Origin of the sequence: Bacillus sp. A01H (genome assembly GCF_045277205.1) — a bacterium.
Taxonomy (GTDB): domain Bacteria; phylum Bacillota; class Bacilli; order Bacillales; family Bacillaceae_G; genus Bacillus_A; species Bacillus_A paranthracis.
Genome location: NZ_CP117702.1, coordinates 2,290,070 through 2,312,722 on the forward strand (window position 1 = coordinate 2,290,070; position 22,653 = coordinate 2,312,722).

A 22,653-nucleotide genomic window follows, 5' to 3' on the forward strand; every position below is an offset into this window, starting at 1 on the left:
CGAGTAGGAAATGTTTACGATTCCATACTCGTTTTTTTTTGTTTATTTGACGTTTCTTAGAATGATTTCATTTAATCAAGTGTACCTTTTACTTCATTTCTTGTTTGAAAATAGCATCTTCTACATAAATTTGTTCTTTGTCGACAGCAGTGCTATGAGATAATACTAAACCGATTGGTGTTTCTGTACCTTTATTTTGAACAATTGTAAAAGGAACATTTTTTTCGTTCGCTAATTTAATGTATTTTGATAAATGTGGGTAAGCAATGCCACCATTTAGGAATATTTGTAATGATTGAGAAGAGCGCATGCTACTAGCTACTTCAGAATATACATTACTTTGCATTACTTGACCGATAGTTAAAGCGATTTCTACACGCTCACGTAATGTAGTTAAATACATATTACGTTCTTCTGGTTTGTTTTGCTTTTGGCCGTAAATGCCTTCTTGGAGATAATCTTCCACATTTTTATTTACCATATTTTTCACACCTTTCCTTTTCTATTGTACGAAAGAATGAAGCAGGATGCAAAAAAAGTCGCATCGAATATAAAAAATTTGAATGAAAGGAAGGAAAATGGAATGTAACAATCTAAACAATTAATAAAGTTATAAAAATTTTATCAACACATATTAACAAAATGTGACAATAATCTATTAACGAATCATGTTTTTTGTGTTAATATTCAAAATATAAAGGGTGTTCGTCGCATGGAAATGGAGGAATGGAGGTTTTTCCAATCGATAAGGATATTAAAGAAGTATTTTGTTCGCACTTGAAAAACAACAGGCACCAATTCGTTGAGAACTGGAAAAACAAAATGATAATTTCCGATAAAGATCCATTTAGACTAGAAGCAGTTCAAAATGGAGAGGATTTATTAGAGTTTATTATTGAACTTACTATGGAAGAAAAAGATATAAATTATCTTCAGCCATTATGCGAGAAAATTGCTATTGAACGTGCAGGAGCAGATGCGAATATAGGTGATTTTGTTTATAATGCAAATGTAGGAAGAAATGAGCTTTTCGAAGCGATGTGTGAATTAGATGTTAGTGCACGTGAATTGAAACCAATTATGGCCCAAATACATACTTGTTTTGACAAATTAATTTATTACACTGTTTTAAAATACTCGGAAATTATATCAAGAAATTTAGAGGAAAAACAGCAATATATTAACGAAACACATAAAGAAAGGCTGACAATTTTAGGGCAAATGTCAGCTAGTTTTGTACATGAATTTCGTAATCCGCTTACTTCCATTATGGGGTTTGTCAAATTATTAAAGGCAGACCATCCTAGTTTATCGTATTTAGATATTATTTCTCATGAATTAGACCAATTAAATTTTCGCATTTCGCAATTTTTACTCGTATCGAAAAAAGAAATGTGGACTGAATCTGAACGGTTTTGGCTAAATGATTTGTTTCAAGACATTATACAGTTCTTATATCCAAGTTTGGTCAATGCAAATGTTTCTATTGAAAAGAATTTGCCATACCCAATTCCGCTTACTGGTTATCGGAGTGAAGTGAGACAAGTATTTTTAAATATATTAATGAACTCAATTGACGCTCTTGAATCAATGAAAGAAGAACGAAAAATTATCATTGATGTATTTGAAGAAGATCAATCGATTCGGATTGTAATAAAAAATAACGGGCCAATGATTCCAGCTGAAAATGTAGAAACGATTTTTGAACCATTTGTAACTACTAAAAAGTTAGGAACTGGTATTGGGTTATTTGTATGTAAACAAATTGTAGAAAAGCATAATGGGTCCATCATGTGTCGTTCAGATAATGATTGGACAGAATTTCAAATTGCATTTCAAAAATAAACAGTCTACACCAAATGAATGGTGTAGACTGTTTTAATTCGTAAGTATAACGGCTTCTAATTTAGGATCTTTCGTTGAATAACCTAAAATTGAAATTGTATAAATAATGTTCGGTTCGACTTTGAAATCCGGTATAGTTAGTAAGACACTTTGATGATCTGCGAGTGAAACTTCTATATCCGCTGTACCAGGGCTAACTTCTAAAAAATCTGTTATTTGTTTAAAGAGTACATTTTCAAATAAATGATCGCCAGCTTTTAAACTTACATTTACAACAGGGGTATCAGGAGAAAAGTGTGCAAAGCGTATTTTTGCCTGGCCTGCTGGTAAATGAGTATTATCAAGCATAGGTTGTAATTGTAGATGATTATCACTATTTATTGCGGCAAGAGTATAAGTGTGATTTCCCATTATTGGTACTAAAGCTGAAAAGATGGGCGTTTCATTTCCAACAGGAACGATATCTATTCGGTACTTACCTTGTACTAATGTTAAATAAGGACTAAATTGTTTAAATGAAATATTTTTAATTACCTTTTGCCCGTTTACTAAAATGTCAACGGCAGGTGTATTTGAAGCAGAGTGAAAAAATCTTATGTGCGATGGTAAAGCAGCTTCTTGTGAATTTCTTTTTTCGTATGCCTGTACAAGATTCGTAAGCGCATCATAATATTTCATATATAGTTCTACATATTTTTTTGGATTATGAAATTGATAGTAACGAGCGAGCTGTTCGTAACGTGCAGCTTCTTGTCCATATTTTTCGATTTCAGGTTGAGACATAAACATTCCTCCTTTGTCATCATTAAAACTATATGCTTAGCAAGAATGAGGTTATGCGAAAAAATTGTTTTTTAAAGGAGAAAGGTTGAAAATTAATAATAAGTATTTTTTAAGGATAAGATAAGTTTAGGTGAACGAGAGTTATAATTTTCTAGAGGATACAAAAATATATTATCTATATTGGCAGAGGAAGTGTGTATTTCGAAATGAAAAATTTGAGAGCATAACACGTGACATGTCGAAACCATGTACTGAAACCCTTAGGAAACTAGGGATTTTTTTAATTATGGGCAAATACACATACAAAGTAATAATTGTCCTACATAAATTATAAAGGAAAGGTAGTTTGAAATTAAGGAAAGGAATGAAACCTTGGGATGGGGATATCCCGCAAGGAATTGTAAATGGAGTTATGGACGGTTTTGTGCTTTATACTGTAGGATGAATTGTGATTTTGTAATACTATTGTTTCTATTTATGTTAGCAAGTGACGGTATTAACTGATAAAAGAGCGTCGTGCCGAACTGATTAATGTGGTTAATCGGTTCTTTTTTTATTGTATAAAACGGATGGAGTTGTATGTGAAATATTGATTTCTTTAAAATAATTGCTATGCATTTAGTAGGATTAATTGTCGAGATTTGTTTAAAAATATGCAATATAAAGTAGGAGAACAGGAAGGAGTTTAAAGGGAGTTTCGTCGAAGTTTACACAATGTCGGCATTTGAGGGAAGCTGACATTATGTTAGAAAAACATTTAGTGAAGCGTTAATTTTATATAAGGGAGGGTTATTTGAGCGTATAGATAAGGGTTGGTCTTTAATTTAAGTTCTGAATTTTCTGTTTTTAAAATGATATTTAGCACTCATTTGTATATTTTATAATAGTTTTTTGATAAATTCACTGCTTTCGCAGAGGGTTCTTTTTTATGAAAGAAACGTCAATTTTCTTCATATATATATACAAATTGGAGAAATGGGGGAGCGCTATGCGCGATTACTTAATTAAACCACTTGTTGGTCAGCCGTATCCAATGATTTCACATGGAAAAGGTGTGTATTTGTATGATCAAAACGGAAATAAATATTTTGATGGCTCGTCAGGGGCAATTACGGCAGGTATTGGGCATGGCGTAAAGGAGATTGCGGACGTTATCAAAAAGCAAGCAGAGGAGATTGCTTTCGTTTATAGATCACAGTTTACGAGTGAACCAGCTGAAAAATTAGCGAAGAAATTAAGCGATTTAAGTGTAGGAGATTTGAACTGGAGCTTTTTTGTGAATAGTGGTACGGAAGCAAATGAAACAGCTATGAAAATTGCAATTCAACATTTTCAAGAGCGAGGTATTCAAGGGAAACATAAAATTTTGTCACGATGGATGAGTTATCACGGTATTACGATGGGAGCCTTATCAATGTCTGGGCATCCACTGCGTAGACAACGTTTCGTGTCAATTTTAGAAGATTATCCAACTATTCCAGCTCCATATTGTTTTAGATGTCCGGTACAAAAGGTATATCCAACTTGTCAGCTTGCTTGTGCGACTGAACTAGAAAGATCAATTGAAAGGATTGGGGCAGAACATATTGCGGCTTTTATTGCTGAACCGATTATTGGAGCAGCTGGAGGTGCAGTCGTTCCGCCGAAAGAATATTATAAAGTTATTAAAGACATTTGTAGTCATTACGATATTTTATTTATTGCTGATGAAGTAATGACTGGGCTTGGGCGTACTGGTGCATGGTTTGCGATGGAGCATTGGGGTGTAGAACCGGATATTATGACCCTTGGTAAAGGTTTAGGAGCTGGATACACACCGATGGCAGCGACGGTTGTAAGTGACCGTGTTATGGAGCCAATTTTACGAGGATCGCGTTCTGTTATGAGTGGACATACGTTAAGTGCAAATCCATTATCTGCAGCAACAGCTCTAGCTGTTATTGAATATATGGAGAAACATAATCTACCTGAAAAAACAGCGGAAAAGGGAGAGTATTTAATAAAAGGATTACAGAAAGTTCAGCAACAATCGACAATCATTGCTGATGTGCGTGGAAAAGGATTGCTGATTGGAGTAGAATTGCAACCGTTTACAAAAGCGTCGGAACTTATTTCGGTTGCAGCTAAAAATGGTCTTCTTTTATACCAAGCTGTTTCAGGGCAAGCAGGAAAAGAAGATAGCGCACTGCTTGTAGCACCGCCAATGACAACTACATATTCCGAGTTAGATGAATTACTTTCAATTTTTGCAAAAAGTGTTGAAGAAATGATGCAAAAAGGAGGGCATAGTATCGCATGACAACTATTACGAATACATTCAGTAAATTAAAAGAGATAGAGGAGGTAATTTCTTTATTCCACGATGATATGACATTAATGTTTGGGGGATTTGGGGGGATTGGCTCCCCTCCATCTTTAATACAGGCCATTTTAGAAAAAGGAGTTACAAATTTAAATTTAATTGGAAATGATACAGGATTTCCTGATGTAGGAATCGGTCGTCTCGTTACGAATGAAAGAGTAAAATCATTAATTACTTCTCATATTGGATCAAATCCAAATGCAGGAAGACAGCTAAACGAAGGAAGGTTACAAATTGAGTTTTCTCCTCAAGGAACATTAGCAGAGCGTATTCGTGCTGGTGGTGTAGGACTTGGTGGCGTATTAGTTGATGTAGGTGTTGATACGATTGTAGAAGAGGGAAAACGTACTGTTGAAATGAATGGTAAAACATATTTAGTTGAAACAGCATTAACTGCTGAGGTTGCGATTGTATATGCGAAAAAGGCGGATCCGTTCGGCAACCTTGTGTTTGATAAGAGCGCTCGTAACATGAATCCTCACGTTGCTATGGCCGGGGATATAACGATTGTAGAAGCAGAAGAAATTGTTCCACTTGGAAGTTTAGATCCAGAAGAAATTGTTGTCCCAGGAGTATTTGTAAATTATATCGTACCGTCGGAAGGAGTGAATTGGAAATGGGTATGGGCGTAGAAGTGAGAGATAAGATTGCTAGACGTGCGGCGAAAGAAATACAAAATGGCATGATTGTAAATTTAGGTATTGGTATACCATCGCTTGTACCGAATCATTTGCCTGACGATATAAACGTTATGTTTCATGCGGAAAATGGAATTGTAGGTATGGGACCTACGCCAAGCAAAGGAAATGAAGACGAAAATTTATGTAACGCAGCAGGTTTGCCAACTTCTCTTATTACAGGAGCAAGTTATTTTGATAGTTGCACAGCGTTTGGGATGATTCGAAAAGGTTTACTAGATATAACGATTCTTGGTTCATTACAAGTAAGCGAGAATGGTGATTTAGCAAACTGGATTGTTCCAGGAAAACGTGTTCCAGGTATTGGAGGAGCAATGGATTTAGCTCAAAAAGCGAAGCGGGTCGTTGTTGTGATGAATCATGTCGATAAATACGGAAATGCAAAAATTGTTTCGGAGTGTACATTACCATTAACTTCAAAAAAATGCGTAGATTTAATTATTACGGATATGGCAGTAATGGAAGTAACGCAGGATGGACTTATTTTACAAGAATTGATGAGCCCATACACAGTGGAAGATATAAAACAACATACAGAAGCGGATTTTAAAATTGGCTCTAACTTACTAGTAATTGAATGAGGGGAGATATAATATATGGAGCAATTAAAAAAACAAGTTTGTGATTATATTGAGAGTCATGAAGAAGAAAGCGTAAAATTTTTAAAACGATTAATTCAAGAAAAGAGCGTATCTGGTGATGAAAGTGGTGCGCAGGCAATTGTGATTGAAAAATTACGTGAGCTAGGTTTAGATCTTGATATATGGGAGCCATCATTTTCTAAAATGAAAGATCATCCTTATTTTGTATCACCGCGTACAAGTTTTTCAGATAGCCCGAACATTGTGGCAACCCTTAAAGGAAGCGGCGACGGGAAATCTATGATATTAAATGGGCATATTGATGTCGTACCAGAAGGAGATGTGAATCAGTGGGACTATCATCCTTATAGTGGTGAGAAAATAGGAAATCGTATATATGGTCGTGGAACGACAGATATGAAGGGCGGCAATGTCGCATTAATGCTTGCGATGGAAGCAATTATTGAATCTCGTATTGAATTAAAAGGAGATATTTATTTTCAAAGTGTAATAGAAGAAGAAAGCGGCGGAGCAGGAACATTAGCAACTATATTACGAGGATATAAAGCAGATGGTGTTATTATTCCGGAGCCAACAAATATGAAGTTTTTCCCGAAACAACAAGGATCCATGTGGTTTCGTCTACATGTGAAAGGGAAAGCAGCACACGGTGGGACGCGTTATGAAGGAGTAAGTGCAATTGAAAAAAGTATGTTTGTTATAGATCATTTGAGAAAGTTGGAAGAGAAGAGAAATGACCGAATTACAGATCCATTATTTAAAGGAATCCCGATCCCAATTCCAATTAATATTGGGAAAATTGAAGGCGGTAGCTGGCCAAGTTCTGTTCCTGATTCGTTAATTTTAGAAGGAAGATGCGGTATTGCGCCGAATGAGACTATAGAGGCAGCAAAAGAAGAGTTCGAGAATTGGATCGCTGAATTAAATGATGTGGACAATTGGTTTGTTGAAAATCCTGTAGAAGTGGAATGGTTTGGAGCAAGATGGGTTCCAGGTGAACTAGAAGAAAATCATGAGTTAATTACAACGCTTGAACATAACTTTGTTGAAATCGAAGGGAACAAACCGATTATTGAAGCATCACCGTGGGGGACTGATGGAGGTTTATTTACACAAATCGCAGGTGTACCAACGATAGTATTTGGCCCAGGAGAGACGAAAGTAGCGCATTATCCAAACGAATATATAGAAGTTGATAAAATGATAGCTGCCGCAAAAATTATTGCATGTACATTACTAGATTGGTGTGAGGTGAAAAAATGAAATACTATGAATCTTTTAGAGAACAGACGAATGGCTATACAGTAGAAGGCGTTTTGGACTATTTTAATAAACGTATTCGAGTAGACCACTACACAGGAAATGTTGAGAGAATCATCCAAACAATTGACGAATTAGCAGAGAAACATTCTTTCACTAAATGTATTGTTAAAGGAAAGGGAGAGCATGTTTCAACATGGCTCTCTTTCGGTTTTTTATTAGAAGCAACAATACCACATTATTTTCAAGGTCACGATGCATACTTCTTCGTGAAATTTAATAATGATGAAAGACGAAATAGTATTCATTGGGCTGAGGAAGATACCATTTTAAGCGGAGTAAAAGCAAAAGAAGTAAAGGAAAAAATAGTTCCGGAAAAATTCCTATTAAGAAAAGCGACAGAAGAGGACGCAGAAGAATTAGCAGCTGTCTTTGGAGAAGTATTTGAAGTGTATCCAACTCCTTTAAACGAAGCGAGTTATGTAAAACAAACGATGAAAGAAGACGATACAATTTACTATGTGTATGAATTCGAGGGGAAAATAATTAGTACAGCGTCTGCAGAAATGAATATAAAAGAAGGAAATGCAGAATTAACGAATTGTGCGACCTTACCCGAATATCGTAAACATGGGTTTATGAAAAGTTTATTAATTAAGTTAGAAGAAGAACTTCAAGAAAAATCGATTTTCTGTTCTTATACAATTGCTCGATCGCTTTCTTTCGGAATGAATGCAGCCTTTCATCAGTTAGGCTATACGTATACAGGAAGATTGGCGAACAATTGCTACATTTTTGATAAGCTAGAAGATATGAATATATGGGTAAAAGATTTGTCTAAATAGTACGTTATAAAAATAGAACGGAATCGTCATGCTTATAATCGCACATAGGTATGCCGGAAATTCGGCATAGTATTTGCTGGATTTTCGGCAAGAGGGGGGATGACATTGCTAGCAGTTTCGACACAAGAAGTCATTGAGGCGATTTTGGGCAGTATTGATGAGGCTATACACGCAGTAGATGAAAATGGTATTACAATTTTCTATAATACTGTAGCTGCAAAACACGATGGATCAAAAATTGAAAAAGTGTTAGGTAAACATTTGTTAGAAGCGTTTCCTTCTTTATCTAGGGAAACAAGTACGTTGATGAAAGTATTAGATACAAAAAAGCCAATCGTTCATCAAGTGCAGCATTATCAAAACTTAAATGGGGAAGACATTTGTACAGTAAATACGACGTTACCTATTTTCATAGATGGAAATATTGCTGGAGCTGTTGAAATTGCAAAAGATTATTCCACAGTACAAAAACTTACCGATACAATAGTCGATTTGCAGTCGAAAATAAAGCGGTCATCTAGAAAAAAAGCGGTCAAAAAGGATGTTGCATTTGAGACGATCGTGACGAATGATGCTCGGTTTAAACAGACGAAAGAATTAGCACAAAAAGTAGCCCCAACTGATGCGAATGTTTTAATATATGGGGAAACAGGAACAGGGAAAGAATTATTTGTACAAGCGATTCATGAAGCCTCTAAGCGGAAGAACAAGCCGTTTATTGCACAAAACTGTGCAGCTTTGCCAGAGTCTCTATTAGAAAGTTTATTGTTTGGAACGACGAAAGGTAGTTATACGGGGGCAATTGAACGAGCGGGATTATTTGAACTTGTAGATGGAGGGACATTGTTTTTAGATGAACTGAATTCAATGCCACTCGATTTACAAGCGAAAATGCTACGTGTATTAGAAGATGGTGTTATTCGTCGTATTGGTGATAATAAGACGAGAAAAGTAGATGTTCGCGTTATTACCGCAATGAATCAGCCACCAGAAATATGTTTAAAAGAGAATAAAATTCGCACTGATTTATACTATCGATTAAATGTCTTTTCATTATATATTCCGCCGCTCCGTGAAAGAACGGAGGATGTATTATTGTTAGCGTCTTATTTTTTGAAAGAATATAATAAAAGTTATAAAAAAGGTGTACTTCAAATGGATAAGGAAGCGAAAGAAAGACTACAAGCTTACCAATGGCCTGGAAATGTTCGAGAGTTAAAACATACGATTGAACATGCTGTCATTATTGCAGAAGGGAATACATTAACAGCCAATTGTTTACCGCGTACATTTCGGAAAGAGAGTTTTCCAAAGAAGAAGGGCATATTGCCTCTTAGAGAAGCACTTCATCAAACGGAAAAAAAATTAATAGATCAAGCGTTAATTGAAACAGAAGGGAATATATTACAGGCTGCAAAAATGTTAGGTATCCCTCGTCAGACGCTTCAATATAAACTGAGTAAGTACGACAAAACCGCCGAATAATTGGCGGTTTTTGTGTGTTTGCACCAATAAAAGAGCGTTTACATATATAAAAAGTAATGAATATGATAGTATGTATGGATTTCATACAGTGCTTAAAAATATTTTTTTCGCTTATATAATAGGGTTATCCGTACGTTTACTTATCAATAAAGTAAAGTTGGCATAACTATTGCTTATATAAAGGATGAGCGTATAAAAAGGGGGAATAGCAATGTTACATGATGTATACAAACCAAATCGTCACTGGAAGGATATCGAATTATGGAAAGATGTTACTGAAGAGCAATGGAATGATTGGGTTTGGCAATTAACGAATACGATCAAAACGTTAGATGACTTAAAGAAAGTGATTAACTTAACACCTGATGAAGAAGAGGGCGTTAAAATTTCAACGAAAACGATCCCGTTAAATATTACACCGTACTATGCTTGGTTAATGAATCCTGATGACCCACGCTGTCCGATTCGGATGCAATCTGTACCGATCTCGGAAGAGTTATATAAAACAAAATATGATTTAGAAGATCCGCTTCATGAAGATGAAGATTCACCAGTTCCAGGGTTAACACATCGTTATCCTGACCGCGTACTATTCTTAGTAACGAATCAATGTTCTATGTATTGTCGTTACTGTACACGCCGTCGTTTTAGTGGACAAATTGGAATGGGTGTGCCGAAGAAACAATTAGATGATGCAATTGCTTACATTCGTGAAACACCACAAGTACGAGATGTATTAATCTCTGGTGGTGATGGTCTTCTTATTAACGATAAAATTTTAGAATATGTATTAAAAAATTTACGAGAGATTCCGCATGTTGAGATTATTCGTATCGGAACGAGAGCGCCGGTAGTATTCCCGCAGCGTATTACAGAAAACTTATGTAACATTATTAAAAAATATCATCCAGTATGGTTAAATACACATTTCAATACATCTATTGAAATTACTGAAGAATCGAAAAAAGCATGTGAAATGTTAGCGAATGCTGGTGTTCCAGTCGGAAACCAAGCAGTAATTTTAGCTGGTATTAATGACAGTGTTCCAATTATGAAAAAACTAATGCATGACTTAGTAAAAATCCGTGTACGTCCATATTATATTTATCAATGTGACTTATCTGAAGGTATTGGTCATTTCCGTGCACCAGTTTCTAAAGGTCTTGAAATTATTGAAGGTTTACGCGGACATACGTCTGGTTATGCAGTACCAACATTCGTTGTTGATGCACCAGGAGGAGGCGGTAAAATTGCGCTTCAACCAAACTATTTAATTTCGCAAAGTGCAGATAAAGTTGTACTTCGTAACTTTGAAGGTGTTATTACAACGTATCCAGAGCCAGAAAGCTACATTCCAGGAAGAGCAGAAGGGTACTTTAAAGAAATTTATCCAAACTACGAAGAAAAACGTTCAGATGTTGGTATCGCAGGCCTTATGAGTGATAAGAAATTTAATCTTGTTCCAGACGATTTACAGCGTATGAACCGTCGTAAAGACTATGAGGATAATGAAACGCATGCAACATTAAAAGATAAACGTGATAAGCGCGACCAATTGAAAGATAAAAAATATCAAGCACAAATGGCTAAATTAGAAGAAAACGACAAAAAAACTGAGGGTGATGCAGTATGAATTGTATGTGGTGTGACAGTACAGAAGCAAAAGAAAGCTTAAATACTGTATATTGGGAATTACCAGATGGTACGAAAGCCATTGAAATCCAAGAGACACCATGCATTTCTTGTTCCTCATGTGGTATGGACTATCAATCAGATCAAACAGTGAAAGAAATAGAAGATCAATTGTTTCTAATTTATACGAAAGACTTACCAAAACAACTAACATATGAAGAATTAATGGGAAGACCACGTCTATTAAAAAGAAATTATTTCGACTTTTAACCAGCTTTTATGCTGGTTTTTTTCTTTTTTGCCTTGTATAATGTACCCAAGCTAGAAAGGTAGGGAATATTTTTGAAAAAGACATTTTACCACTATATGATGAAGCATCGTGCAGCTTTATTTAGTAATGAAATATCGAATTTAGCAGAAGCAATGTATGATGATTTAAGTTTTCCGAAGCAATCTGAAGATTACGATGAAATTAGTTCATACTTAGAGCTAAGTGGAATGCTAGAAAGTATGTCTATATTTGATGAAGCGTGGGATTTATACATACAAGATAGATAAAAACTATATGAACTTTTTTCGACATGAAGCTAGTCTATTTGCTAGCTTTTTTTACGTTGTAAATAAATTTTCATATGGTGATATTTTTTATTGAAAAAATTTATGAATATACGCTTCTGTGATAAGCGTTTTTATGTAGGTTGCATATACTGTTATCAAAATCACGACGTCAAAAAAAGGAGAGATATAGATGGCAAGGAAAAAGCAACCTAAATATAACGTAGGGGACATAGTCGTGATTACGCTATATGGAACCGTTGGTAAAATCACAAATATGAAGGTTTTAGATGGAGTTTACGTATACGAAGTCAATAATCACGATGGATTTTACGTAGAGCAAACATTGCAGCACGTTACAGAGCAAGATATGAAAAAAGGTGAAACTGAGTGGATTGAATTAAACTATAATTTCACATTTGGTGATCTCGTGCAAGTAACAGGATACGATAAAGATGTGTTTCGAATTGTTGGTTTTCGTACAGAAGTATGGAGATATAAAAATGACGCATGGGAAGATACAATATATGAACTGTCACGAATTACGGATGGTGAATGGTTAGAAGCGGATGAGTCAGATTTAACGTTACTTGCCAATGCTCAAACGGCAAATGCAATTTTGAAGAAAATGAAACAAGATAAAGCAGGTATGAATAAATTAGATTTAGGAAAATTAAAGTCAATTAACAACTCGAAAAAAGTGAGTGTTAAGACAAATCGTCAAGAAATCATTGATGGATTACTTGATATTTATAACGATTATCAATTGTTATTTGATACATTTAAAGATGAAGAATACAAAATTGTTATGGATGTTGTTCATAATTATTTAGTTAAATTGACAGAGAAAAAATAGTTAACTAGAAAGAGAGAATGAATTGAACAACAACATATGCAGTATAAGGTATGCCTACAATTATTAAAAAAATAAAAAGCCATTTAATAAGAGAGTCTGCCCATTGATCTTCATGCATGAACTCTTCTTTTGTTTGTCCTACTTCTTGCTTTACCTCGTATTGATATTCCATAATTATATCCCCCTTTTTGATAGCTTGTACTACCATCGTATGCACCTTGTCCAAAGGATATGACCTATAAAAAAGAAAAACTATTTTTCTAATCTCATATACATATTTTTGAGATTTTTTCATAAAACAGAAATAAAGGAGTGATGCTCATGAAGGAAATTGAAGTCGTAATTGATACGGAAGAGATTGCGGAGTTTTTTTATGAGCAACTAATTGAAAGAGGATACGTCCCAAAACGAGAAGAAATTGAAGATCTCGCAGATATTACATTCGAGTATTTATTAGAGAAATGTATGATTGATGAAGTGTTTGATGAAGAGGATGAGTGAAAGTAACGACGGGCTTAACTCGTCGTTTTTTACTCTTTACAAACTTGTCACAAATGTAGCCAGCAATACTTGGTATAATTAAAAGAAAATTTTACTCAAGAGGTGAAGGGATGTTCAAAAAAATTATTGATTCTTTATTAGGAAAGAAAAAATATCGTTCGTATTCTAGTAGTGATTATCGCCATAGAGGTCGCTCTTATTCAAGTAGCGATTATAAACGACGTTCATCTGGTTATGGGCATCATCATTATAAAAGAAAACGTAAAAGCCGTAGCTTCTTTTCAAGTAGTTGATGAAATGGCGTCGTATACTAGCTTTATTTGATAGACCACTGCGAAAAAATACAATTGTTGTAGAACGTTATAAAATTGAATCAGTAATTGGAATGGGTAGTTATGGGGTTACATATGTCGTTAATGATTTACAAATAAATAGATATAAAGTCTTAAAACAATTAAGACAAAGTAAACAAAGATATGAGTCTGGTAGAAAATCATTTGAACAAGAGAAAATGATTTTACAAACATTAAATCATCATGCAATTCCTAGTTTATATGATCATTTCGTATGGGAGAAAAAAAGCTTTTTTGTGATGGAATATATGCCTGGTAAAAATTTTGAAGATTATATTTTCTTAGATGGACATGTATATACAGAACGTGAAGTTTTAAAAATTTTATATAAAATATTAGAAATTGTATCAGTGTTTCATAGTAAAGGTATTATTCACCGAGATTTACGCATTCCAAACATATTAATGAAAGAAAACCAAATTAGTATTATTGATTTTGGGTTGGCGAAATTGAAAGGTGAGGGTGATGAACGAGCTACAACGTATGAAGGTGAACAAGCTTTGATGCGAGAAGTTCACTTTCGTAGCGATTTTTATGCGCTTGGTCATTTCTCATTATTTTTATTATATGCAGGCTATGAATCTAATGAAAAATATGAAAAACCATGGTATGACGAATTAACTTTGGAAAATTATAACCGTGAAATGCTGATGCGTATGTTACAAATAAAAACGCCGTACTATGAGAATGTACGAGATTTAAAAAAAGATGTAGCTTTTGCTTTAGAAAGGATGGAGGATCCATGTTTCAAAAGTTTTTAGCAAGCGTTGGTATCGGTAATGCAAAAGTAGATACAGTTCTTGAAAAAGATGAGTATATTGTTGGTGAAGAGATATACGGAAAGGTTCATATAACTGGAGGTTCCGTTAGCCAACAAATTGAAAGCATTTACTTAACGCTATCAACATCGTATGTACGAGAAGTAGATGATAAAAAAGTAACAACAACATATGATTTAGAGCGAGTTCGTTTAACAGAACCTTTTTCTGTTGAGCCGAATGAAAAAAGAGAAATTCCATTTTCATTTAAAATGCCGCTTGAAACACCGCTTACTCTTGGAATGAAAACAGTTTGGGTTCACACAGGCCTTGATATTAAACGTAGTATAGATCCAAGTGATCGTGATTACATTCAAGTGTTGCCAAATGCACTATTAAATAGTGTGTTAGAAAGTGTGAATCAATTAGGTTTTAAAGCGCGTCATATAGAATGTGAAGAATTACCGTATCGATTACGTAAGCAAGTTCCATTTGCACAAGAATTTGAGTTTGTTCCTGTTTCCGGACAGTATTATGGGAAATTAGATGAACTAGAATTATTAATTTTACCAAGTGCTTACGATCGCCTAGAGATTATTATGGAAGTAGACAGAAAATCTCGTGGATTAGCAGGTTTATTTGCAGAAGCACTTGATCTTGATGAGAAAGTGATGCGCTTTACAGTAACGAATGAAGATATTCCAATGATGAAAGAAACAATTAACAATTATATTTTTTAATAAACTATGCATAAAAAAGAAATGGAGAGGAAAACTAAAACAACCGCTCCATTTTTTTGCATAGTGAGGTTATGTATGTGAAACGATATCGACATTTATACTTGTTAAGTTCAACGCTACTCATTTGTTTTGTCGTATTATCACTTTCGTATCATACCGCTTGTATTGAGAAATTTGACAATATAGTCGCACATTTTATTCGAAGTTTTCGAAACGATTATTTGACAGCCTACTTTACTTGGGTGTCGTTTATCGGTTCCAAAAGAATATATTTTCCGTTACTCATTATTCTTGTAATGTATTTTCTCGTTAGAAAAAAGTTGCTTAGTGCATTACTTCTAACAATTAATTATTATGGATCTCGTTATTTAAACAGTATGCTTAAACTATGGTACGAGCGAGCAAGACCTGATGTGTCGCAGCTTGTTACTGCAACTGGATATAGTTTTCCGAGCGGTCATACGATGAATGCTACTGCTTTTTTAGGATTTATTGCATACGTCACGATTACAGAAGAACGTATTACATTGCATAAAAAATTGTTGATTATTTTTATAGCGAGCTTTGTTGTATTATCTATTTCAGTTAGCCGAATATATCTTGGCGTTCACTATCCATCTGACATATTAGCAGGATGGGCAGCTGGCGGTAGCTGGCTCGTTTTATGCGTAATATTTCATAAAACGTTCATTAAAAAAGAACCTATGTCATAATAGGTTCTTTTTCCATTGGTTCAACATGAATGTGCGCATGATAAATGCCAAACTTTTTGCGAAGCATTGCCTCGATGTTGTCAGTAATACAGTGACTTTCTCCAACATCCATACGAGCATCTACCTCAATTGTAATATCGACGTACGTTTGATTCCCGTACATACGAGCGCGAATATCTACGATGTTTTCCACGCCACCAATATGTTCAATCGCATCAGCGTACTCTTCCATCTTATCTGGATCGATTCCATCCGTTAACATATGAGAAGCTTCTACGAAAATCTCCCATGCAGTTTTACAAATAATAAGACCGACAATTAAAGCGGCAATAGGATCTAAAATAGGCATTTGGAACTGCGAACCGACAATACCTACTACTGTACCAATACTTACGAGAGCATCTGATAAATTATCCTTTGCAGCTGCTTCTAATGATTTACTTCTTGTTCGTGCTGCAATCTTTTTCGTATACAAATACACACAGTACATAACGACAGCAGAAAATAAAGCTACCCATGCAGCAAGTACATTAGGTGCTGCTTGTTTCGGATTTAAAAAAGATTGAATGGCACTAATAACAACTTCTAATCCGACCGTTGCCATAATAAAAGAAGCAACAAGTGATGCAATTTGTTCTGCACGCGAATGCCCATATGGATGATCTGGATCACGAGGTTTCCGAGAGATTTTTAGACCAATTAATATCGCTAAAGAAGCACCGATATCGGTTAAGTTATTTAAACCGTCAGCACGTAATGCGCTAGAGAGGGTAATATAACTGATGATGATTTTCATAGAGGATAAAAATATGTAGGCCAAAATGCTGACAATAGCACCTTTATCAGCTTCTTTATGAGAAAGAGTATCCATTTTAATCACTCACCTTTCTACAAGGAATTTCTTTCTATAAATAGAGTATCAAACGAAAGTCGTGTGGGTCTATACAAACATTGTTGACGTTTTATAGCTTTTTAAGAAGTGGATAACAAAGTTTCGTGAAGGAAAAATATGTTGTAAAGTGCAAAGTTAGGGTATGCAAGCGATTTAGATCTATGTATAACCCGGGAAGGAGAAGGGAGTACAAATATGTACACTTCTGACAGCTGATTTGGAAAAAATAAAAAACCCTCTAGAAAATATTTTTCAGAGGGTTTTTATCTTAGTATGCTTCTAAAAACTCAGTAACTTGCTCTTCAGTTTTTGCGTTAGCACTATGTAAGTGGCCTAGCTTCTCACCATTTTGATATACAAGTAAACTTGGAATACCCATTACTTGATACTCTTCAGCGATATTTGGGAACTCATCTTTATTAATAGAATACCATTCAAACTTATTGAACTCTTCCATTACATCTCCGATAAAGTTGTCCATACGTACGCAATCTGGACACCATGTAGTAAAGAACTTAACAACTACTGGCTCCTCGTTTGCGATGATGTCTTTAAATTCCTGTTCAGATTTGATTTCTTCCATGTTAGTTTCTCCTTTTTCACTATCAATATTTTTGGTTATTTAGTTGGTGTATTTGCTGTGAAAGGAAAACTTATAACGAGAACCTTTCTTTTCGGAAAATTCGTTAGCAAATTGATCCACCGCAGTTTCTTGAAGTCCTGGTACATATGAGTAGATATCCAGTGTGATTCTACTTTTTATGTCCTAGTCTTATATGCATCTTAAATCTAGAAATGAATATTAGGAACCTCACTTTTCTTTATAAGCTTTTTCGTGAGCTGTGTCAAACTTCTGAAATTGTAAGGCTACTATTTATTAGTAAGGTAAATTGTATTCATGATAGCCATTGCTATAAAGTTCTTTTCCCCATATATTTTTATGAGGTATTGTGAGAGAAGAGATTAAGTGGCGTTAGCGGAGTTCCAGCAACAATTACAGCTAAATAAAGTAATGCAGGTAAAAGAGCAAGGCTAACTAGAAGGGGAAATTGCGGCACTGTATAGAGTGAAAGAAAAACATGATATGGAGCGAGAAAGGAATCGTAAGAACATGTTAGGAAGTATTTAGCGGTAGAAGTCAGGGGGAATGTAGATGTGATAGAAAGACAGTATTACATTATTCTTTCAAAGGGGTAACTAGGATGGTGAAATGGGTAAAGAAACTATTTTTTTTAAAATGCCCACCCTGCATTGTTTGTGAGAAACAAGAAGGTGAGCTTCAATTAAACGAAATGAATGTAGTTTGTGAAAAATGTTCCTAAATTACGCATGAACAAGACATATAAAGAGATTCCTACACCCTTTATATCTTATTCCATAAATAACAAAGCTGGTGAGCTTCTGATTCAAGAGCTATTACATGATCATTATTAATAGAGTTATTCGTATACATTTTGTTCTTTTGGATATTAAGGACCGTATAATTCACATTGTTATGTTCATTCGAAAATGTTGATTCGTTTAATAATGTTAGTGTGGAGTTGATGTTATATTTATCAATTCGCTCTTTTTTTCCTTTGAAAAACAGTTTAATAAGATGCGGCTCATCATTAATGAGCAAACCGAGTTCAGGCGATGAGCGGACGATTAAATTATGTGATAACCAATGCGATTTACCTGGATCAAACCAAGAGACGTTTTTGTTTTTAATAAATTTTTTGTACTGCTTTATAACATCAATGTAGTTTTGCTTTTTCTTCTGGTCAACAGTCTGTACTAATGTTTCAAAACAGTCAAAAGCTAGTTTGTTTTTATGAAATTTAATAACAGTTTCTCGTAATTGTTTCCAGTAATCAAAAACCGGGTGATATTCAGGTTGAGATTTTAAATTCTTTACAAAATTTGTTTTAGCAGCACTACTTTTCAGTGTGAAGTCTAAAAATTGTGTAAGTCCCACTTTAATTTCCGCCATGTTACACCCCCTTTCCGAACATTACTAATTCGATAGTGAAAAGGGAAATCCTGCATTTTTAAGGAGGTGAACGAGATGCTAGATGATGAAGAGTTGACGGAACAAGAACGGCTCTTTTGTTTGTATTATGTGAAATACTTTAAAGGGAAACAAGCTGTACGGAAAGTTAGGTATGTAAAGAGAAGCACGCATAGTACGAGTAGTCGATTACTTAGAAGAGAACATATAGCATTTCAGGTCAGAGAGCTTAAAGCAAAAATGGTTGAAACTATATTTGGGGAAGTAATGAGTGGGTTAAATGAGTAAATCAAGATTGCTTTTACTAATACGAAAAAGGTCCTGTTGTTTCCAACAGGACCTTTCCTAAAATGGCAAAGAGTAACTCTTACCTTACTCTTCTCGTATATAATACATGAAAAAGATAGATGTGTATACAACAAGAAATTCCAATATAATTATTTGAATATAGTGTTTAAAAATAAAAGAGTGGAATTTCAAATAAGGAATTAAATTACAAACGCTGATTTATCAGGTGATACAAATGAATTTCTATCAAATTGTAGTTAATAAAGTGATATTGAGATAATAAGATATGTAATTTTGCATACCGGATTGTAAAAGCGAACAAGGGTATAAATAATCTAAATAATACGGAAGTTGAGGGAGAGTAATACTAAAATTTCATTTATTTTTTACTGTAATAAATTCATTTGAATAGAAGTGAAAAATAGAGATTTGCCTTAGTCATTTATGAAAGTCAAGAATATTTATAACCATAGGAGTAAATACACAGGTCCGATTTTTGTAATGATGGAGGGAATTGATGTGGACATAACTCAAAGCATGGCAAGAATAGTAGTTAATGGGAAAGATCTTCCGTTTCGTTTAGTTAGTACTTCTGTATGGAATCAAGGGCCTGTAAATGATTTAATTGTTTCAACAAACGAAAGAGTCGAGGATTTTTATCAATTTATGTGGTCGCAAGTACCAGTAATGCTTGCGATGTATTTTCTTCAAGGGGCAGACTTAATGAGGTTTGCTAGAATTACTGGGATTAATCAAAATGTAACGGGAGAATATATTTATCATTTCTCTTGGGGATAAAATGAATGTAAAGTAGCGTAACAGCTGCTTTTTTAATTTGTAAAGGAATTTAATGAGGTTAAGAAAATAAGATTAGAGCGTGATATAGATAATTTGTGACTGTTTTTAAACTCATAAATATAATTAGTTGCTTCTTTTAACACAAGGGAGCGATTGATAGACTAGCTTAAAAAATAAGATTGTAACTATCTTTTAAAATAATAAATGGTAATTTTTACTTTTTTGGATGAACTATTTTTATATAAAAATCATATAATATGTTGCGGGACAAGCAAACAGCTTATAAACTATTGAATACTCAATGAGATTACCTTTTGTATATCTTCGTATTTACTGATCCAGATGTTCTTTTTTATCGAACAAAACGCCCATTATGATAGGAGGTTAATAATGGGGATGACATTAGAGGAATTAGAAAAGTGTTATATTAAAGCCTTAATTGAGGGAGCAGAGTACGTAGCTGTTCAGATTGAAATAGATGGATTTCATAGTGAGGAAGTAATTATTAACGACAAATATAATATAGATTCTGAATTAAAGTATTATAAGAAAACATACAATGAAAATTTAGAACATAGATGGACCCCAGGGATTCGTATTATAGGTTTTGCATATGGCTATTCGTTCTCAGAAATTCTACATGAATTAGGGTTGCTAGTGAAGTAATGATAAAACAAATCGCAATTATTGTACGTGATGCCGTGATTTTAATGGCGTCTTTTTTTGTTGTGAAGGAAAGGTGAAAATAAAAAAGAGGGCTTAAGCCCTCTTTTTATAAATGCCTAACTTTTATGCACAGATTGGAATTCCTAATGCTATTAAAGTCAATGCTACTTGAAGAGAAAGTTCTAATCTAGCAATTTCGATTCCAGCAACTGATACCACTAAAAGAGGTTGTCCATTAACGAACAAAACACAACTTTCCATATTTACACCTCCCTCGTATATTAATATTTAAGCCCTATTACAGGCTTAGATTTTCTTCTTAATAAGAGCCCTATAAATAAAAATACTTGGACGTCCCAAGATATTTCTAGATAATGATTTTAGGATCATTTGGGACAATTCTTTCACCTCCTGTGGATTTACCACATTTGAAGAGTGTTTCTCAGTGAACGTGCGGGACTCCCTACTCGCAGGCTGAGCAGCCTGACCCTCGAACCTAGATGATAGTAGCTCTAGGGCGGCTTTCGATTCAGGACTAGCTCTCATACACGAGGTTGTTGGTCGGCGTACACACTAGAGATATCTCGAGACGTCCAAGAAATGATTCTAATATAGAAGGGAGGTCTCTTACATGAGATTATTTGTTGGTTTAGATGTAAGTTCGTTTGATATGAAAGTTTGCTTTTTAAATGGTGATGGAGAAAAACTGGATTCTTTTTCGGTCAGTAATGACCTACCGGGAGCTACTACACTCAAAGAAAAATTATTACAGTGTGTTGCAGGTAAAGAGGTCGACATCCTTAAGATTGGTCTAGAATCCACCTCTGTTTACAGCTTTCATCCTTCTATGTTTCTTCACCATGATATAGATTTACAGCGTTTTGGAGCAAAAGTATTTCTCCTAAACCCAAAGCAAGTCGCAAATTTTAAGAAAAGTTATTCTGACATGAATAAAACCGATGAGATTGATGCCTTTGTCATTGCTGATTACTTACGATTTGGCCGTAATCAAATGTCTATCGTAAAAGAAAGCCAGTACGTGGCACTGCAGCAATTAACTCGATCACGATACCAACTTGTCAAAATGTTAACGAAAGAAAAACAACACTTTCTTCAACACCTAAGTTTTAAATGTAATACATTTTCACAAGAGGTGGATACTTCCGTATTCGGTAGCGCCATGACAGAACTATTTCTTGAAAAATTCAGCTTAGAGGAACTCGCTAATATGCCTTTAGAAGAACTCGCTGAGTTCCTACAGAAAAAAAGTCGAAACCGTTTTGGTGATCCAAAATGCGTAGCAGCATCCATTCACAAAGCTGTGAAAGTTTCTTATCGCTTGGATAAGGTTGTAGAAGATTCAATAGATGTCATCTTAGGTACATCCATCGCAGTCATTCGTACGTTTCAACAGCAAATCAAGGAATTAGAAAAGTCTATTAAAAAAATCATGGCTGGTTTGACCCAAACACTTGAATCTATTCCTGGAGTAGGCCCTGTTTTCGCTGCCGGTATCATTGCTGAAATTGGCCAAATCGAAAGATTTGACGATGAAACAAAAATAGCCAAATACGCTGGATTATACTGGCGAAAGCACCAATCCGGTCGTTTTACAGCCGAAGATACTTCATTATCCCGTACAGGTAATCATTACTTGCGTTATTACTTAGTTGAAGCCGCCAATTCAGTAAGAAAGCATGTATCAGATTATCAAGAGTATTACGTGAAAAAATATAATGAAGTACCAAAACATCAACACAAACGTGCACTCGTTCTAACCGCAAGAAAATTTGTGCGATTGGTGGATGCGCTACTACGTAGCCACCAACTTTTTACGCCTGGAAGGTGTGTGAAAGAATGACATAAAATTTTGTCATCGCTACCTTTCATTATTTTCCAGTAAATTACATTCGTTACTGGTTTAGTTTTGTGATGCCTTTTTTAAACAAATTGACCTTTGACAACTTTAAACTTTGTTATTTCTAAGTTGACATACTACCGCAGGTCTTCTAGTAATCTACTACAATATAT

The 22,653-nt window shown here is 34.7% G+C and carries 27 protein-coding genes and 1 pseudogene; 20 read left to right on the plus strand and 8 right to left on the minus strand.

Translation table 11 applies throughout. The features are described 5' to 3' along the window. Positions 1-88: 88 nt before the first annotated feature. Entirely contained in the window at positions 89-481 is a 393-nt protein-coding gene (locus PSR14_RS12040) for a YueI family protein (RefSeq protein ID WP_000247572.1), read from the minus strand. A 245-nt stretch (positions 482-726) separates the two neighbouring features. On the opposite strand from PSR14_RS12040, the gene PSR14_RS12045 reads away from it, so the two are divergent. Next, positions 727-1,845: a BA2291 family sporulation histidine kinase gene (locus PSR14_RS12045; RefSeq protein ID WP_000451748.1), complete on the plus strand. Its 1,119-nt coding sequence runs from the start codon at positions 727-729 to the stop codon at positions 1,843-1,845. A 33-nt stretch (positions 1,846-1,878) separates the two neighbouring features. Here the strand turns inward: PSR14_RS12045 and PSR14_RS12050 are convergent, their stop codons facing one another. Then, positions 1,879-2,628: a DUF4397 domain-containing protein gene (locus tag PSR14_RS12050; protein ID WP_098487099.1), complete on the minus strand. Its 750-nt coding sequence runs from the start codon at positions 2,626-2,628 to the stop codon at positions 1,879-1,881. 988 nt (positions 2,629-3,616) lie between these two features. On the opposite strand from PSR14_RS12050, the gene PSR14_RS12055 reads away from it, so the two are divergent. The 10 genes from PSR14_RS12055 to PSR14_RS12100 all read left to right on the plus strand — a co-directional run bounded on the left by PSR14_RS12055 (position 3,617) and on the right by PSR14_RS12100 (position 12,923). After that, the gene (locus tag PSR14_RS12055; RefSeq protein WP_001205894.1) at positions 3,617-4,927 is read left to right on the plus strand and encodes an aspartate aminotransferase family protein; all 1,311 of its coding nucleotides are present in this window, start codon (positions 3,617-3,619) and stop codon (positions 4,925-4,927) included. After that, a complete protein-coding gene (gene atoD, locus PSR14_RS12060; RefSeq protein WP_000208119.1) occupies positions 4,924-5,622 on the plus strand; it encodes an acetate CoA-transferase subunit alpha in 699 nt (232 codons plus the stop codon). The genes PSR14_RS12055 and atoD overlap by 4 nt, the downstream gene beginning before the upstream one ends. Beyond that, on the plus strand, positions 5,607-6,269 hold the full coding sequence (locus tag PSR14_RS12065; protein ID WP_000525280.1) for a CoA transferase subunit B: 663 nt from the start codon (positions 5,607-5,609) through the stop codon (positions 6,267-6,269). The genes atoD and PSR14_RS12065 overlap by 16 nt, the downstream gene beginning before the upstream one ends. 15 nt (positions 6,270-6,284) lie before the next feature. Beyond that, positions 6,285-7,553 carry a peptidase gene (locus tag PSR14_RS12070; RefSeq protein ID WP_048556977.1) on the plus strand — a complete coding sequence of 423 codons (1,269 nt, stop codon included), beginning with the start codon at positions 6,285-6,287 and terminating at the stop codon, positions 7,551-7,553. Then, positions 7,550-8,395, plus strand: a complete 846-nt coding sequence (gene ablB / locus PSR14_RS12075) for a putative beta-lysine N-acetyltransferase (RefSeq protein WP_048556978.1) — start codon at positions 7,550-7,552, stop codon at positions 8,393-8,395. The genes PSR14_RS12070 and ablB overlap by 4 nt, the downstream gene beginning before the upstream one ends. Positions 8,396-8,494: 99 nt before the next feature. Beyond that, a complete protein-coding gene (gene rocR / locus PSR14_RS12080) occupies positions 8,495-9,880 on the plus strand; it encodes an arginine utilization transcriptional regulator RocR (RefSeq protein ID WP_001997445.1) in 1,386 nt (461 codons plus the stop codon). Between the two features lie 211 nt (positions 9,881-10,091). Then, positions 10,092-11,513, plus strand: coding sequence for a lysine 2,3-aminomutase (ablA, locus tag PSR14_RS12085; protein WP_000902136.1), 1,422 nt, complete (start codon positions 10,092-10,094; stop codon positions 11,511-11,513). Continuing rightward, the gene (locus PSR14_RS12090; protein WP_000995764.1) at positions 11,510-11,782 is read left to right on the plus strand and encodes a YokU family protein; all 273 of its coding nucleotides are present in this window, start codon (positions 11,510-11,512) and stop codon (positions 11,780-11,782) included. The genes ablA and PSR14_RS12090 overlap by 4 nt, the downstream gene beginning before the upstream one ends. Positions 11,783-11,854: 72 nt before the next feature. Next, positions 11,855-12,070, plus strand: coding sequence for a YozE family protein (locus PSR14_RS12095; RefSeq protein ID WP_000750724.1), 216 nt, complete (start codon positions 11,855-11,857; stop codon positions 12,068-12,070). A gap of 190 nt (positions 12,071-12,260) precedes the next feature. After that, positions 12,261-12,923 (plus strand): hypothetical protein, encoded by a 663-nt coding sequence (locus PSR14_RS12100; protein ID WP_000101501.1) that lies wholly within the window; start codon positions 12,261-12,263, stop codon positions 12,921-12,923. A 4-nt stretch (positions 12,924-12,927) separates the two neighbouring features. Here PSR14_RS12100 and PSR14_RS12105 read toward each other — a convergent pair whose 3' ends face one another. After that, on the minus strand, positions 12,928-13,095 hold the full coding sequence (locus PSR14_RS12105; RefSeq protein ID WP_000456537.1) for a DUF3930 family protein: 168 nt from the start codon (positions 13,093-13,095) through the stop codon (positions 12,928-12,930). A 149-nt stretch (positions 13,096-13,244) separates the two neighbouring features. Between PSR14_RS12105 and PSR14_RS12110 the strand changes: the two genes are divergently transcribed. From PSR14_RS12110 to PSR14_RS12130, 5 genes are all read left to right on the plus strand, one after another. Continuing rightward, a complete protein-coding gene (locus PSR14_RS12110; RefSeq protein WP_000658451.1) occupies positions 13,245-13,424 on the plus strand; it encodes a YozD family protein in 180 nt (59 codons plus the stop codon). Between the two features lie 110 nt (positions 13,425-13,534). Beyond that, positions 13,535-13,717: a hypothetical protein gene (locus tag PSR14_RS12115; protein WP_000473370.1), complete on the plus strand. Its 183-nt coding sequence runs from the start codon at positions 13,535-13,537 to the stop codon at positions 13,715-13,717. Further along, a complete protein-coding gene (locus PSR14_RS12120; protein WP_000872046.1) occupies positions 13,717-14,538 on the plus strand; it encodes a serine/threonine-protein kinase in 822 nt (273 codons plus the stop codon). The genes PSR14_RS12115 and PSR14_RS12120 overlap by 1 nt, the downstream gene beginning before the upstream one ends. Then, positions 14,520-15,275: a sporulation protein gene (locus tag PSR14_RS12125; RefSeq protein ID WP_000486605.1), complete on the plus strand. Its 756-nt coding sequence runs from the start codon at positions 14,520-14,522 to the stop codon at positions 15,273-15,275. Before PSR14_RS12120 ends, PSR14_RS12125 begins: the two co-directional genes overlap by 19 nt. A gap of 77 nt (positions 15,276-15,352) precedes the next feature. Continuing rightward, positions 15,353-15,988, plus strand: a complete 636-nt coding sequence (locus PSR14_RS12130; RefSeq protein WP_002163663.1) for a phosphatase PAP2 family protein — start codon at positions 15,353-15,355, stop codon at positions 15,986-15,988. Here the strand turns inward: PSR14_RS12130 and PSR14_RS12135 are convergent. The 4 genes and pseudogenes from PSR14_RS12135 to PSR14_RS12150 all read right to left on the minus strand — a co-directional run bounded on the left by PSR14_RS12135 (position 15,978) and on the right by PSR14_RS12150 (position 18,852). Next, a complete protein-coding gene (locus tag PSR14_RS12135) occupies positions 15,978-16,859 on the minus strand; it encodes a cation diffusion facilitator family transporter (protein WP_000380376.1) in 882 nt (293 codons plus the stop codon). The genes PSR14_RS12130 and PSR14_RS12135 overlap by 11 nt on opposite strands. 289 nt (positions 16,860-17,148) lie before the next feature. After that, positions 17,149-17,490: a thioredoxin family protein gene (locus tag PSR14_RS12140; RefSeq protein WP_257147359.1), complete on the minus strand. Its 342-nt coding sequence runs from the start codon at positions 17,488-17,490 to the stop codon at positions 17,149-17,151. A 12-nt stretch (positions 17,491-17,502) separates the two neighbouring features. Next, positions 17,503-17,738 (minus strand): annotated as a pseudogene (locus tag PSR14_RS12145) (hypothetical protein); the annotation flags it as partial. A gap of 505 nt (positions 17,739-18,243) precedes the next feature. Next, the gene (locus tag PSR14_RS12150) at positions 18,244-18,852 is read right to left on the minus strand and encodes a hypothetical protein (RefSeq protein ID WP_061536146.1); all 609 of its coding nucleotides are present in this window, start codon (positions 18,850-18,852) and stop codon (positions 18,244-18,246) included. A gap of 75 nt (positions 18,853-18,927) precedes the next feature. On the opposite strand from PSR14_RS12150, the gene PSR14_RS12155 reads away from it, so the two are divergent. The 3 genes from PSR14_RS12155 (at position 18,928) to PSR14_RS12165 (ending at position 20,622) form a co-directional block, all read left to right on the plus strand. Then, entirely contained in the window at positions 18,928-19,158 is a 231-nt protein-coding gene (locus PSR14_RS12155) for a terminase small subunit (RefSeq protein WP_000883188.1), read from the plus strand. Positions 19,159-19,602: 444 nt separating this feature from the next. Then, entirely contained in the window at positions 19,603-19,956 is a 354-nt protein-coding gene (locus PSR14_RS12160; protein ID WP_033670822.1) for a hypothetical protein, read from the plus strand. Positions 19,957-20,346: 390 nt separating this feature from the next. Beyond that, entirely contained in the window at positions 20,347-20,622 is a 276-nt protein-coding gene (locus tag PSR14_RS12165) for a hypothetical protein (protein ID WP_000525900.1), read from the plus strand. Between the two features lie 123 nt (positions 20,623-20,745). Here the strand turns inward: PSR14_RS12165 and PSR14_RS12170 are convergent, their stop codons facing one another. Beyond that, entirely contained in the window at positions 20,746-20,883 is a 138-nt protein-coding gene (locus PSR14_RS12170) for a DUF3956 family protein (protein WP_000443219.1), read from the minus strand. A gap of 370 nt (positions 20,884-21,253) precedes the next feature. Here PSR14_RS12170 and PSR14_RS12175 point away from each other — a divergent pair, with 370 nt between their 5' ends. Continuing rightward, positions 21,254-22,483: an IS110 family transposase gene (locus PSR14_RS12175; RefSeq protein WP_098487274.1), complete on the plus strand. Its 1,230-nt coding sequence runs from the start codon at positions 21,254-21,256 to the stop codon at positions 22,481-22,483. Positions 22,484-22,653: the final 170 nt, after the last annotated feature.